Raw genomic sequence first — 12,734 nt, 5'->3', positions numbered from 1 at the left:
CGGCGGCCAAACTCGCAAAAAGTGTCTCACACAGGCGCCGCAGCGCCGCCCGAAAACATTTCAATAACTTAGGTCGAATACCGTCCCATGAGACATGTCTCATGTCTTGATAAGCGGCATAGTCCCGCAGCGCCCGGTTGAGGCCGGCGCTGACCGTTACGGTGATCTTCGCGGGCGTGCGGTCGGGGAGCTTTGCGAGTTTCAGGCTGGTCATGGTCTGTCCTTTCAGCCGTTGTAGGGTTTGAGCACGATGTCCCTCTGGACGATGATCCTGAGCGGCCAGCCGGGACGCACGGTGATGGTGGGCTGGATATCGAGGTTCCTTTCGGTGATGCGCTGGCCGGCGCGGCTGACGTTCTGCTGGGTGGATTCGCGGATGGCCCGGACCAGGTCGCTCTCGTCGGCGCCGAGGCTGAGCTCCGTGCCGACGCCGAGGAGCGTCGCCATGGCGATGCCCTTGATGAGCCGCCAGGTGTGATGGTCGACCTCGTCCTCAAGCCCGGCATAGCCGGCGGCGTCGGTGGCCGGCAGATTGTCGATCTCGACGGAGGAGCCGTCGGGCAGGACGATGCGTTGCCACACGAGCAGCGCGCGGGACTGGCCGAAGGCGACGACGCTGTCATAGGCGCCGATGAGGCGCGATCCCTGCGGGATGAGCAGCGTGCGGCCGGTCGCGGTGTCATAGACATTTTCGGTGACCTGGGCGACGGCGAGGCCCGGCAGGTCGGAGTTGATGCCGGTGATCAGGCTTGCGGCGATCACGCTGCCGGCCATGACCTGGTATGGCGAGGCCGGGGTTTGAAGGGTGTGCGGATTGTAAATACCGCCGGTGTCGCGCTGACCGATAAAGTCGAGCTTGCGCTGCTGGTTGTTCCGGTCGCGCTGCGGATCGAGCGCCAGGCGGTCGCCCGCGGACGGCTGTTGCGCCACGGCCTGTCCCGATGAAGCGGCAGACGACTCCGATGGTTTGGCCGAGCCGGGCGTCGAGGGCCGGGTTCCGATCCGGAAGAAGACGCCGGATTCCTTCGCCTGGATGGCCTGCCGGGCGCGATGCTGTTCTTCGGCGGAAGGCTCCGGCTTCCCGGACACGATCCCGTGCCGGCGCCGGTGTTGGAGGATCGGCCGGCCGAGATCGCCGGGAAGAGGATCTCCGATCTGCGGCGTTTGCGGCTTGACCTCGCTGTAATCGCCGGGCAGCGCGGCAAGGCCGTCGGGCGTCGGCTTGCGTTCGGTGTTGTAGAGCTCCCTGGCCTGTCCCTGAGTGCGCAGGGCCGGGCCTTGCAGCGCCATCAGGGTGACGGCGAGGATGGCGCCGGAGCCGAGCGCGGCCACAGCGATGACAAGGCCGCGCCTGAAGCGCACGGCACGGCGGGGGGCGGCGCGCAGTTCCAGCGTGCCGGGATCGTGTTTGGTGGACCTTTGGGGTTCGGGGGCTGGAGAGGTCTTACCGGTCATGGCTCTTTCCCTTCCGGCCCTTGCGCGGGAACAGCGTGGGCCGCTGTGGCTTGCCGTCGGTGCGGGAAATGCGCACCACCTGTTGCGGATCGGTTCCGAGCCTGAGTTCGGCGGCGGCGAAGAGCCGGTCGACGATGTAGTGGTTGCCGCGCATGCGGTAGTTGACGAGTTCGCTGCCGCCGCCGCCGGCGCCGACGACGAAGAGCGGCGGCGCCTCGCCCTGGCCGATGCGGCGGGGGAACTCGATATAGACCTTGCGGCCGTCGTCGAAGGCGCGCAGCGGCTTCCAGGGCGGATTGTCGCCGTTAATGGCATAGCGGAAGCGGATGTTGCCGAGCGACACGTTCGAGGCGACCGGCAAGGCGGCCTCGGCGGCGGCATTGCGGCGGCGCAGCGTTGTCAGCCGATCGGACGGATAGGTCCATGAGATTGCCGCCATGGCGGTTTTTTCCGTGCTTTCCAGTTGCAGGCGGTAGGCGCGCCGGTCGGTGGTGATGACGAGATTGGTCGCAAGGCCCGGCGCGAAGGGCTTGACCAGCACATGGACACGCTCATTGCCGCCCGCACCGCTGACCGTATCGCCGATGATCCAGCGCACGGTATCGCCGGCGGAAACCGAGGTGAGCTTCTCTCCGGGCTGCAGCGCGATGTCGCTGATGCGCTCCGGAGCGGCATAGAGCCGGTAGAGCGCGCCTTGCGCATAAGGATAGACCTGGATGGCGTTGACATAGCCGAATTTCGTCGGCTCTTGCGTCGCCGCCCTGTTGGCGTCCTCGACACGGTCCTTTGGCGGACGCATTTCTTTGGCCGCCTTGCCCGGCCCGGGGTGTAGCCTGCCCGGCGCGGGCTGAAGCTGGCCCGGCAGCGGCAGCACCTTCGGCACTTCGACGATCTCGACCGATTTCAACGGCGCCTTCTCGATCGTGGCCGGCCTGAATTCTTCCGTGTCGTAGGAAATGACCGGCGGCAGGGGTTTCGTGGCGCAGGCGGTGAGCGCCAGCGCCAGCGCCAGGGCGGATGCGATCAGGACGGACCGGACAGGTGGCGGATTATTTCTCATTGGCAGGCTCCTTGCTGGAAACGGGGGACGGTGCGGCGGTGTTCAGTTCGCGCGACCAGTGAACCGCCCTGACAAAGAGGCCGAGAGGGTTCTTGGCCAGAGCATCGGCGCTGCGCGGGGGCTGGATGGCGACCGTCAGGATGGCGGTCCAGCGGGAAGTCCCGGCAAGACTGCCGCGCTCATAGACCTGTTCGGTCCACTTGACCTGGAAGGAGGTGTCGGACGCGCGCACCACGCTGGTCACCTGCACCGAGACGCTGCGTGTGCCGATCGTGCTGAACGGATCGCTGGTGCGGGCATATTCGTTGAGAAACAGCGCCACGCGGTCGGTGGCGAAGTCGTAGGCCCCCAGCCAGTTTTGCCGCACCAGCACCGGATCGGTGGAGACCGAGCGCAGGTTGGTGATGAAGCGGGCGAGATGCCAGGCGATCTGTGCGTCGGTGGGCCGGTAGTTCTGAACCGCGGGCGCCACGGTGCGAGCCTCGCCGAACCTGTCGACCTCGACCACATAGGGCGTGACGCGGCTTTGCAGGGATTGCCACACGAGGCCACTTGAAAGGCCGATGGAAAGCGCCAGGCAGCCGAAGGCCATGAGCCGCCAGTTCTTCGCCTGCACGCGGGCCGAGCCGATGCGCTCGTCCCAGACCTGGGCGGCCTTCTGGTAAGGGGTGACGGGTTCGGGCGTTTGCCCGTATCGCTGGATCGTTCGCTTGAACGGCATGGTTCAGTCGTCCTTGTCGTTGAGGGTGGGATTGGCGCCATGACCGGGCCGCTCGCCGTCCCTGACGGCTTGCGTGACGGCATGGCGGCCGGCGCGGGCGGTCTGCTCGGACCGGATGCGCCTGGCCCATTCAGGTGTGGAACCGGCGGGTGTCGTATTGGCGGGTGCAGGGCTTTCGGGCGTGGCGCTGGCAGCGGTGGAACCGGCGGATGCGCCGTCAGCCGGTGAAGCGGCGGCATCGGCCATGACCGCCGTCGGTGTGCCGCCGGTTGCGGTCCACGCGCCACGGCGTCCGGTATCGGCACTTTCCTCGAGCGAGGAAGCCGCACGGCCGGCGACGGAACGCACGCCCTGCGTGGTTGCTCCACCGGCTGCGCGAACGGCGCCGCCCATGCCGGCGGCAACACCGCTCATGCCGGAGGCTCCGGAGGTGGCCTGGCCCAGTTGGTAGGAGGCGGAAGCGGCCGAGCCCATCGCTGTTCCGGCGCGGACGGCGGCAAGTCCGCCGCCCGCCGCCATGCGCGCACCGGCAAGCGCCGCGCCGCCGGCAAGGATCGTGGCGCCGGCGGCAGCGCCCGCCGTGCCGAGCGCCGCCCCCGCGCCAAGCTGCGGCGCGCCGGAGACGAGACCGGAAGCGATGCCGGGGCCGAAGATACCGAGCCCCACAAGCGCCAGAGCGCCCAGCACCTGCGACATGGCGGCGGCAAGGTCCGGCTCCTGCCCTTCGAGGCCGGTGGTAAAGGTGGAAAACAGCGTCGAGCCGATGCCGACGATGACCGCGAGCACCATCACCTTGATGCCGGACGCAACCACGTTGCCGAGCACGCGCTCGGCAAGGAACGATGTCCTGTTCCACAGCGCGAAGGGCGCCAGCACGAAACCGGCGAGTGTCGTCAGCTTGAACTCCAGCACGGTGATGAAGAGCTGGATCGCCAGAATGAAGAAGGCGATGAGGACCAGGAACCAGGCGACGAGCAGGACGAAGACGGTAAGCGCGTTGCCGAAGATCTCCGGGAAGCCGACGAGATTGCTCACCTGTTCGAGCAGCGGATACGCGGCCTCGTAGCCGGTGGCGGCGATCCTGCCGGGCTTCAGGAGATCGGCCGCGGCAAGGGAACCGGGCGCGGCCTGAAGTCCGAGCCCCGAGAACGAGCCGTAGACGATCTGCGCCAGCTGCTGGAAGTTGTTCAGGATGAAGGCGAAGACGCCGACATAAAGCACCTTTCGGATGAGACGCCCGATGATGTTGTCTTCGCCGCCTCCCATGGTATTGAGCGCCCAGAAGAGGCCCGCCAGGGTGATGTCGATGCCGATCAGGATCGAGGTCAGGAAGGCGACATCACCGGACAGAAGCCCGAAGCCGCTGTCGATATAGCGGCTGAAGGTCTCCATGAAGGTGTCGATGATGCCCAGGTTATGCATGTGCGCTGTCTTTCCCGATCGTTCAGTAGGCTTTGCCGGAGCCGAGGAACCGGCGCGTCGTCTCGCGGGCGGCTTCCTCGGCCTGCGCCTTGCGGGCTGCGTCCTCGGCTTCGGCGCGATAATGCGCGGCCATCATCGTCTGGATCTGCATCTGCTGCTTTGTGGAGAGCGCGATGAGCTGGTTCGCCGCCTGGCTCGCCTGCAGCGCGCCGACGGCGCCCTGGCTATGGCCCACGAACTCGGCGAGCAGCGCCTCGTCGGCGCGCACGTTTTCGACGATCTGCGACTGCACCCGCATGGTAAGGCGGAAAGCGTCCATGGCGCTCTGCCAGCGTTCCCGTGCGGCGGTGGCCATGTCATCGAGGCCGATCGTCGCATCGTAGTTGTCCGGATATTGCTGCCGCCACTGGCCCTCGAACCGGTCGCGTTCGAAACCGAGACCCTCGGCCTGGATCATCAGCCCGTCGATGCGGTTCAGCGCCCCGTGGAGTTGTCCGAGCGACGAGAAATCAAGGCGCTGGAGGTTCCGCGCCATGTTCTGCAGCATGGTCGCCTGGTTCTGGAGCTGCCGGATCTGGTTGTTGATCTGTTCCAGCGTCCGTGCGGCGGTCAGAACGTTCTGCGCATGGTTGGAAGGATCGAAGACGATATCTCCGATCCCGAACAGGGCCTGGGCGGGCTGGGCCTGGGACAAGGCAAGGCCGGCCGCCATAAAGGCGGCGATGAGCCAGCGTTTCATCATGGGTTTTGTTCCTTCTGTGCCTGAGGTGAGAACCGGCCGACGAGATCGGCGGCCCAGTCGAGGCCGCGCGCCTTCAGGAACCCGGCGGCGAAGGCATCCCGGCCGTGCTCGGCCAGGATCGTGTCGATGAGGGTTTGCGCGGCGGGATCCGACGCGCCGCAGAGCGCCAGCGCAACCGGGCCGAGACCCAGTTCGAACAGCCGGTTGCCGCGCCGCGACTGCAGGTAATAGTGCCGCTTGGGCGTTGCCCGGGCGATCAGCTCGATCTGCCGCCCGTTGAGGCCGAAACGCTCGTAAGCGCCCCGCGCCTGCGGCTCGACGGCCCGGTCGTTGGGCAGAAAGATGCGCTGCGGGCAGCTTTCGACGATGGCCGGCGCGATGGCGCTGTCCGCCACATCCGCCAGCGACTGGGTGGCGAAGATCACCGACACGTTCTTCTTGCGCAGCACCTTCAGCCATTCACGGATGCGCGCGGCAAAGAGCGGGTTGTCGAGAAAGACCCAGGCCTCGTCGAGAACGAGCAGCGTCGGCCGGCCTTTCTTCCCTGTCTCCGACAGACTGGCGAAGCGCGCCTCCAGCCGGTGGAAGAGGTAAGTCAGCACCGGCCTGACGGCGCCCTCGTTATGCATCAGCTCTTCGGTCTCGAAGCACTGGATATCCGAGAGCGCCAGGCGGTCATCGGCGGCGTCGAGCAGCCGCCCGAAGGGGCCGTCGAGCGTATAGGGCTGGAGTGCGGCCTTCAGCGGACCCGATTGCAGCAGCACCGAAAGCCCGGTGAGCGTGCGTTCCGCCGCCGGCGCGGTGGCGAGATTGTTCAGCGCCGACCACACCGCTTCCCTTGTTTCCGGCGTGACCGCAACCTTCTCATGGGCAAGCAGCGCCGCGATCCACTCGGCCGCCCAGCTTCGCGTGGCGGGATCATCGATATGCCGCAGCGGCTGGAAGGCGAGCGGATTGGCGATGTCATCGGCGGCAGCGCCGAGCGCATGATGCTGCCCGCCCATGGCCAGCACCGCGGCGCGCGCCGAGTTGCCCTTGTCGAAGAGATAGACCTGGCTACCGGCATAACGCCGGAACTGCATGGCGATCAGCGACAGGAGCACCGACTTGCCCGCCCCGGTCGGCCCGACGATCAGCATGTGGCCGACATCGCCGACATGGGTGGAGAGCCGGAACGGCGTCGAGCCGGAGGTCTCGGCATGAAGCAGCGGCGGGCAGTCCCGCCCGGTGACATCCGAAAGATGGGCGTTGCGCGACGGTCCGGCCCAGACCGCCGAAAGCGGCATGAGATGGGCAAGGTTCAGCGTGTGAATGAGCGGCTGGCGGACATTGGCGTAGGTCTGGCCGGGCAGAGAGCCGAGCCAGGCCTCCACGGCATTGACGCTCTCGCGGATCGATGTGAAGCCGAGCCCGCCCACGATGCGCTCGACGGTGCGCGCCTTTTCCTCGACCCGCTGCCGGTCCTCGTCCCAGACCGTGACGGTCGTCGTCAGATAGCCGAAGCCGACATGATCGCCGCCCAGCGCCTGAAGCGCCGCATCGGCGTCGAGCGCCTTGTTGCCGGCGTCGCTGTCGACAAGCGGCGCTGCTTCGTTGGTCAGCGCCTCGCGCAGCACGGCGGCGAGCGACTTGCGCTTGGCGAACCATTGCCGGCGCAGGCGCGTCAGAACCTTCGTGGCCGCCGTCTTGTCGAGCGGAATGAAGCGCGTCACCCAGCGGCAGGAAAAATCCTGGCGGTTGAGCGCATCGAGAATGCCGGGCCGGGTCGCGTTCGGAAAACCCAGGATCGTCAGGGTCCTCAAATGACGCTCGCCCAGCATCGGCTCCAGGCCGCCGGCAAGTGGCGTGTCGGCCAGCACGCCGTCCAGATACATCGGCGTTTCGGGCACGGCGACGGGGTGACGCCTTGTCGAGACCGTCCCGTGCAGGAAGGTGAGCGTCTCGGCATCGTCCAGCGCACGGATCTCGGGCAGGAAGCCGCCGAGCAGGTCCGACACCCGTTCTGTCTCGTCCCGGAAGGCGGCAAGCTCCCGCTCCCAGTCCCGGCCGCCGTCCGGCCCTTTGCCTGTCTTGCGGGCGTTATGGCGTTGCACGCCGCCTTCGTAACCTGCATGGGACGTTTCGGTTCCGTTGCCGGCAGGCCGTTCCCCCTCCCCCTCCCGGTCGCGTTCAAGAAGCGCATTTCCGGCGCGCGCCTGTGCGTCCGGCGGCGGCATGTAAAGGAGAGTGAGATGGTAGCGGCTCTCGAAATGCCGGTTCGCCGGGCTGTCGCTCTGCCGCAGCGATGACCGGCCCGCTTCGCCCTCGAAGACGGCGCGGCGTTCCTCGTCCACCAGCCAGGAGGCGGCGTCCGGGAACTGCGATTGCGGATAATGCTGCGCCTCAAGACGCTCTGCATCGAAGAACAGCGCCCAACCGGAGCCGAGACGCTTGAGCGCATTGTTCGCCCGCGCACAAAGACCGACGAGTTCGGCTTCCGTCGCACTTTCAAGGTCCGGACCGCGGAAGCGGAAGCTGCGCTGGAAGCTGCCGTCCTTGTTGAGGACGACGCCGGGCGCGATGAGCGCCGCCCAGGGCAGGAAATCGGCGAGCCGGTCGGCCCGGTTGCGGTATTCTGTCAGATTCAGCATGCAAAAGATCTCCTCAGCATCGCCACCACGCCCGCTGACGCATGTGACGGGCAAGCACGGGCAGGAAGTCGGGATCGCGCTTTGCGGCGAAGACGGCGAGCGTGTGTCCGGCGGCGAACAGAACGAGCCCGGCGATCCATTGCTGCAGGCCAAGGCCGATGCCTGCCGCCAGCGTGCCGTTCAGGATGGCGACCGTGCGCGGCGCGCCGCCAAGCAGGATCGGCTCTGTCAGCGCCCGGTGGACGGGGATTTCGAAGCCCTCGATGTGACCGCCCTGCGGCCATTCGCCATGGCTCATGGCGTTCCTCCTTCGAAACGGTCCCCGTTTGGGCGGCAACCGCTCCACTGGAGCGATTGCTGTTCGCTCTCACCGTTTCGTGCTCTTGTCCCGCACCGGCCGTCACTCATCGAAGAAGCGCTCCGCCGCCGAAGGAGAAGAAGGAGAGGAAGAAGGAACTGGCGGCAAACGCGATGGAGAGACCGAAGACGATCTGGATCAGCCGCCGGAAACCGCCCGAGGTCTCGCCGAAAGCCAGTGACAGGCCGGTCACGATGATGATGATCACCGCGACGATCTTGGCCACCGGCCCCTGTACCGACTCCAGAATACGCTGGAGCGGATCTTCCCAGGGCATGCCGGAACCGGTCGCATGAGCCGGGGCCGTCAGCAGGAATATGAGGGCGGAGTTGAGAAGAAATCGAAGTTTCCTGGGCATGGAATGTCCTTTCAGGGGGAGTGCGGTTGCGTCAGAGAGAGCGGCTTGACGGTGTAATCGCCGCTGGCGTCGAGGCCGGTGACCTCGGCGATGGTCTCGATGCGGCGCGCCGAGCCGCGCCCGGCGATGAAGACAATCATGCCGATGGCCTCGGCGATCAGCCGGCGCGGAATGACGGAAACGCTCTCCTGCACGAGCTGTTCGATGCGATAGAGCGCCGAGCGGGCCGAGTTGGCGTGCACCGTGGCGATGCCGCCCGGATGACCGGTGTTCCAGGCTTTCAGCATGTCGAGGGCCTCGGCGCCCCTGACCTCGCCGACGACGATGCGGTCGGGACGCAAACGAAGCGTCGAGCGGACGAGACCGGCGAGCGAGACGATGCCGGGCCGGGTGCGCAGGGCGACGCAGTCCTTCGCCGCGCATTGCAGTTCGCGCGTGTCCTCGATCAGGATCACCCGCTCGTCGCAGCCGGCGATTTCGGCAAGCAGCGCATTGGCAAGCGTCGTCTTGCCTGAAGAGGTGCCGCCCGCCACCAGGATGTTCCTGCGCTCGCGCACCGCCTGCCTGAGGGCATCGGCCTGGACCGGAACCATGACCCGGGCGCGGACGTAATCGGCAAGCGTGAAGATCTTCGCCGCCGGCTTGCGGATGGCGAAGCACGGCGCTGCCGAGACCGGCGGCAGAACGCCCTCGAAGCGCTCGCCTCCCGTGCCGTTTGCAGACACCGGCAGTTCGGCGCTGACGATCGGATTGTCCGCATGCACCTCGGCGCCGGCATGGCTCGCCACCAGGCGGACGATCCGCTCGGCCTCCGAAGGATGGATGTGCACGCCGGCATCGCCGCGCCCCTCGCCGAGCCGGTCGATCCACAGCCGGCCGTCCGGATTGACCATCACCTCGATCACGGCGGGGTCTGCAAGCGCCTTGCCGATCGCCGGTCCCATGGCCGTCTTCAGCATGGCATGACGGCGTTCGTGCGATGCGGTGCTCATGACCGGTCCTCCTCATGGTCCTGGGCGGTGTTGTGTTGTTCTTCACTTTTGAAACGTCCATCGGATGGTTCGATCTGTCGTTCGACGGACCGCTCCTCACCCCCGTCTTCGGGTTCCAGCGAGCGCCTGCCGCCGGCGATCCGGCGGCCGACCTGTTCGACGAACTTGCGGTAGCGTTCCCGTGCCGCCGCCTGCGTCGCCTTGTCCGGTACCGGCGTGTGGGCGTTGAAGGTCAGATAGAGCCGCACGAAGAAGGCGAGGCTCTCGGTCAGCACGTCGATGTCACGGCGGACAAGACCCATGTCGCGCGACAGCCGGTCGAGGCGGATGCGCAGCGCCTCGTCGATCCCGTGGGCTCCGCGGTGGCGGATATAGTGGCGGACCGCATCGCCGATAATGGCCGACTTGGAGGCGCCGGGCCCGGCCGCCAGCGCCTCCAGTTCGGCGCTCGTTTCTTCGTCGATGTAAATGTTGTGGCGCGGCTTCATGCGGATCCTTCCCCGGCGGCCCTGAAAATGTCGGGACAAGGATCGCGCCAGACGCCGGAATCTCCTATGGCCCTTATGTACGACCGGATGCGATCACATGCGGATGCTGGCGCCGGATCAGAACTCGTCGAGGAAATCCCTGTCCGGTCCCATCGCCTCGTTGAGGCCGTAAACCCGCTCCGGCTTCGACGACCGGTCCATGGCGCGTTTGTCGGCGCCGGCATCCGCTTCGTCCGCATCGAGGCCCGGAAGATCCGCCTGTTCGGGCTCGGCGGGCTTCGCGGCCGCTTCTTGCGCCAGACCCGGATGACGCTGCTGCTGAAGCCCGCCCTCGGCGGAACCGGCGTCGGCGTCGGAACCGTGTCCGGCACTATCCTCGTCGCACGGCCTCAGGCGCTCATCGGTCCCGTGCACCTTGTTGCCCCAGTCGTCGGGGCGCGGCGCCGGTCTGTCCCGGTAGCCGTTTTCGGAAAGACCTGGCGCCGGCATCACCCGTTCGGTGAAATTCCGGTCATCGTAGTAGCGCAGCTTCTTCGCCCGCACCGGCGCCAGACCCGAGACCAGCACCAGTTCGTCCGCCGGCGGCAGTTGCATCACCTCGCCCGGCGTCAAGAGCGGCCGCGCGGTCTCCTGGCGCGATACCATCACATGGCTGAGCCACGGCGCCAGCCGGTGGCCGGCATAGTTGCGCATCGCCCTCAATTCCGTTGCCGTGCCGAGCGCATCGGAGATGCGCTTGGCCGTGCGCTCGTCATTCGACGAAAAGGCGATCCGCACATGGCAGTTGTCGAGAATGGAATTGTTCTCGCCGTAAGCCCTGGAGATCTGGTTGAGGGACTGCGCGATCAGATAGGCGCGGATGCCGTAGCCGGCCATGAAGGCCAAGGCCGTTTCGAAGAAATCCAGCCGCCCCAGCGCCGGGAACTCGTCCAGCATCATGAGAATCTGATGTTTGCGGCCTTTCTTCGGATCGCCCTCCAGCCCCTCGGTCAGCCGCCGGCCGATCTGGTTGAGGATCAATCGAACCAGCGGCTTGGTCCGCGAGATGTCAGACGGCGGAATGACCAGGTAGAGCGACACGGGATGGTCCGCGTCCATCAGATCGGCAATGCGCCAGTCGCAGGCCGACGTCACTGCCGCCACGGTCGGATCGCGATAGAGCCCCAGGAACGACATGGCGGTCGAAAGCACGCCCGAGCGCTCGTTCTCCGACTTGTTCAACACCTCACGCGCAGCCGAGGCCACAACCGGATGAACGCGCGGATGGTCCGCCGTTCCCAGATGGTTGGTCTCCAGCATCCGCCGAAGCGTCGCCTCGAACGACCGGCGCGGGTCCGACAGGAAGGTGGCGACCCGCGCCAGCGTCTTTTCCTCCTCGCAATGGAGCACATGCAGGATGGCGCCCACCAGCAGCGCGTGGCTGGTCTTGTCCCAGTGGTTGCGCCGTTCCAGCGCCCCATCCGGATCAACCAGGATGTCGGCGATGTTCTGCGCATCGCGCACCTCGTTCGGACCCTTTCGCACCTCCAGCAGCGGATTGTAGCGCGCCGATCGCGGATCGGTCGGGTTGAACATCAAACAGTGCGAGAATTTGGAGCGCCAGCCGGCAGTCAGTTGCCAGTTCTCGCCCTTGATGTCGTGGATCACCGCCGAGCCGGTCCAGGAAAGAAGCGTCGGCACCACCAGCCCCACCCCCTTGCCCGAGCGCGTCGGTGCGAAGGCCATCACATGCTCCGGCCCGTCATGGCGCAGATACCGGTCCTCGTATTGCCCGAGGAACACGCCTGCCGGGCGGAACAGCCCGGCCCCTTCGATCTCCCCCTTCAGGGCCCAGCGCGAGGAACCGTAGGTCGTCACCGACCGGCTCTGCCGCGCCCGCCACAGCGAGCCGGCGACCGCCGCAGCGCACCCCATGAAGCCGCTTCCCGCCGCCAGCAGGCCCGCCCTGTCGAACACCTCCGGCGCATAGGCCTCGTAGAAATACCACCACACGAACAACTTCCACGGTTCATAGACCGGCCAGCCGAAAGGGATGAACCAGGGCGCGCCCAACTGCGCCTGATAGCCCAGCATATGCGCGCACCACTGCGTTGCCGCCCATACGCCGAGGATGACGATGGCGAAGACGATGACAATCTGGCCGATAAGCAATTTGGTGGGGGTCATGGCAATAGCTCCGTTCCGAGACAGGACAAACGGAACAAGCATCGCCCGAGACACCGCAAGCGCTTATGGCCTTTATGTGCGATGGGATGCGCTCAAGTGTGAAGTTCGCAATTCGCAAGCACTGTCTCACCTTTGCAGGTTCCGGTCCGCCCCCGGGGTTCAATCCCCTCGCAAGCGGGGTAATTTCTTCGCTACGTGAAACAGGCTTGGTGTACCTTGAAGAAGTAAAATGCGAACTCTTGTTTTGAGGTGCCAGAGGAATGGGAACGCCACATTGCAGGCTCGTAAGAGGTCGGGGCCCGAAGGCCCCGGATACCTGTCAGTCTGCATCTTGTTCTTCGC

At 66.3% G+C, this 12,734-nt stretch carries 12 protein-coding genes and 1 CRISPR repeat array (1 of these 13 running past the window's edge); all 12 genes read right to left on the bottom strand.

What is annotated here, in order from left to right:
• Positions 1–214 (bottom strand): DUF2274 domain-containing protein (locus E4M07_RS27735; RefSeq protein ID WP_136661666.1); only part of this gene is annotated, 214 nt, incomplete at its 3' end.
• A gap of 11 nt (positions 215–225) precedes the next feature.
• A complete protein-coding gene (locus E4M07_RS27730; RefSeq protein WP_136661665.1) occupies positions 226–1,455 on the bottom strand; it encodes a TrbI/VirB10 family protein in 1,230 nt (409 codons plus the stop codon).
• The gene (trbG, locus tag E4M07_RS27725) at positions 1,445–2,515 is read right to left on the bottom strand and encodes a P-type conjugative transfer protein TrbG (protein ID WP_136661664.1); all 1,071 of its coding nucleotides are present in this window, start codon (positions 2,513–2,515) and stop codon (positions 1,445–1,447) included. Before trbG ends, E4M07_RS27730 begins: the two co-directional genes overlap by 11 nt.
• Positions 2,505–3,236 carry a conjugal transfer protein TrbF gene (gene trbF / locus E4M07_RS27720; protein WP_136661663.1) on the bottom strand — a complete coding sequence of 244 codons (732 nt, stop codon included), beginning with the start codon at positions 3,234–3,236 and terminating at the stop codon, positions 2,505–2,507. Before trbF ends, trbG begins: the two co-directional genes overlap by 11 nt.
• A 3-nt stretch (positions 3,237–3,239) precedes the next feature.
• On the bottom strand, positions 3,240–4,658 hold the full coding sequence (trbL, locus tag E4M07_RS27715) for a P-type conjugative transfer protein TrbL (protein WP_136661662.1): 1,419 nt from the start codon (positions 4,656–4,658) through the stop codon (positions 3,240–3,242).
• Between the two features lie 22 nt (positions 4,659–4,680).
• Complete coding sequence (gene trbJ / locus E4M07_RS27710; protein ID WP_169054442.1) at positions 4,681–5,400, bottom strand: P-type conjugative transfer protein TrbJ; 720 nt, start codon at positions 5,398–5,400, stop codon at positions 4,681–4,683.
• Complete coding sequence (gene trbE / locus E4M07_RS27705; RefSeq protein ID WP_136661661.1) at positions 5,397–8,030, bottom strand: conjugal transfer protein TrbE; 2,634 nt, start codon at positions 8,028–8,030, stop codon at positions 5,397–5,399. The genes trbJ and trbE overlap by 4 nt, the downstream gene beginning before the upstream one ends.
• Positions 8,031–8,043: 13 nt before the next feature.
• Positions 8,044–8,328: a VirB3 family type IV secretion system protein gene (locus tag E4M07_RS27700; RefSeq protein ID WP_136661660.1), complete on the bottom strand. Its 285-nt coding sequence runs from the start codon at positions 8,326–8,328 to the stop codon at positions 8,044–8,046.
• A 106-nt stretch (positions 8,329–8,434) separates the two neighbouring features.
• Entirely contained in the window at positions 8,435–8,746 is a 312-nt protein-coding gene (locus tag E4M07_RS27695) for a TrbC/VirB2 family protein (protein ID WP_136661659.1), read from the bottom strand.
• A gap of 11 nt (positions 8,747–8,757) precedes the next feature.
• A complete protein-coding gene (gene trbB, locus E4M07_RS27690; RefSeq protein WP_136661658.1) occupies positions 8,758–9,738 on the bottom strand; it encodes a P-type conjugative transfer ATPase TrbB in 981 nt (326 codons plus the stop codon).
• Entirely contained in the window at positions 9,735–10,226 is a 492-nt protein-coding gene (locus tag E4M07_RS27685) for a ribbon-helix-helix protein, CopG family (protein WP_136661657.1), read from the bottom strand. Before E4M07_RS27685 ends, trbB begins: the two co-directional genes overlap by 4 nt.
• Positions 10,227–10,343: 117 nt before the next feature.
• A complete protein-coding gene (locus E4M07_RS27680; RefSeq protein WP_136661656.1) occupies positions 10,344–12,392 on the bottom strand; it encodes a conjugal transfer protein TraG in 2,049 nt (682 codons plus the stop codon).
• Positions 12,393–12,672: 280 nt separating this feature from the next.
• A CRISPR array of direct repeats spans positions 12,673–12,734; the repeat unit is 36 nt; it runs 4,500 nt beyond the window's last position.

The organism is Nitratireductor sp. XY-223 (assembly GCF_004959855.1).
Lineage (GTDB): Bacteria > Pseudomonadota > Alphaproteobacteria > Rhizobiales > Rhizobiaceae > Hoeflea_A.
This window is presented reverse-complemented; position numbering and strand designations above follow the sequence as displayed.

Bases quoted from the DNA above. Each gene is read 5' to 3' on its own strand.
- E4M07_RS27730 (WP_136661665.1), bottom strand. From the start codon at position 1,455: ATGACCGGTAAGACCTCTCCAGCCCCCGAACCCCAAAGGTCCACCAAA.
- trbG (WP_136661664.1), bottom strand. From the start codon at position 2,515: ATGAGAAATAATCCGCCACCTGTCCGGTCCGTCCTGATCGCATCCGCC.
- trbF (WP_136661663.1), bottom strand. From the start codon at position 3,236: ATGCCGTTCAAGCGAACGATCCAGCGATACGGGCAAACGCCCGAACCC.
- trbL (WP_136661662.1), bottom strand. From the start codon at position 4,658: ATGCATAACCTGGGCATCATCGACACCTTCATGGAGACCTTCAGCCGC.
- trbJ (WP_169054442.1), bottom strand. From the start codon at position 5,400: ATGATGAAACGCTGGCTCATCGCCGCCTTTATGGCGGCCGGCCTTGCC.
- trbE (WP_136661661.1), bottom strand. From the start codon at position 8,030: ATGCTGAATCTGACAGAATACCGCAACCGGGCCGACCGGCTCGCCGAT.
- E4M07_RS27700 (WP_136661660.1), bottom strand. From the start codon at position 8,328: ATGAGCCATGGCGAATGGCCGCAGGGCGGTCACATCGAGGGCTTCGAA.
- E4M07_RS27695 (WP_136661659.1), bottom strand. From the start codon at position 8,746: ATGCCCAGGAAACTTCGATTTCTTCTCAACTCCGCCCTCATATTCCTG.
- trbB (WP_136661658.1), bottom strand. From the start codon at position 9,738: ATGAGCACCGCATCGCACGAACGCCGTCATGCCATGCTGAAGACGGCC.
- E4M07_RS27685 (WP_136661657.1), bottom strand. From the start codon at position 10,226: ATGAAGCCGCGCCACAACATTTACATCGACGAAGAAACGAGCGCCGAA.
- E4M07_RS27680 (WP_136661656.1), bottom strand. From the start codon at position 12,392: ATGACCCCCACCAAATTGCTTATCGGCCAGATTGTCATCGTCTTCGCC.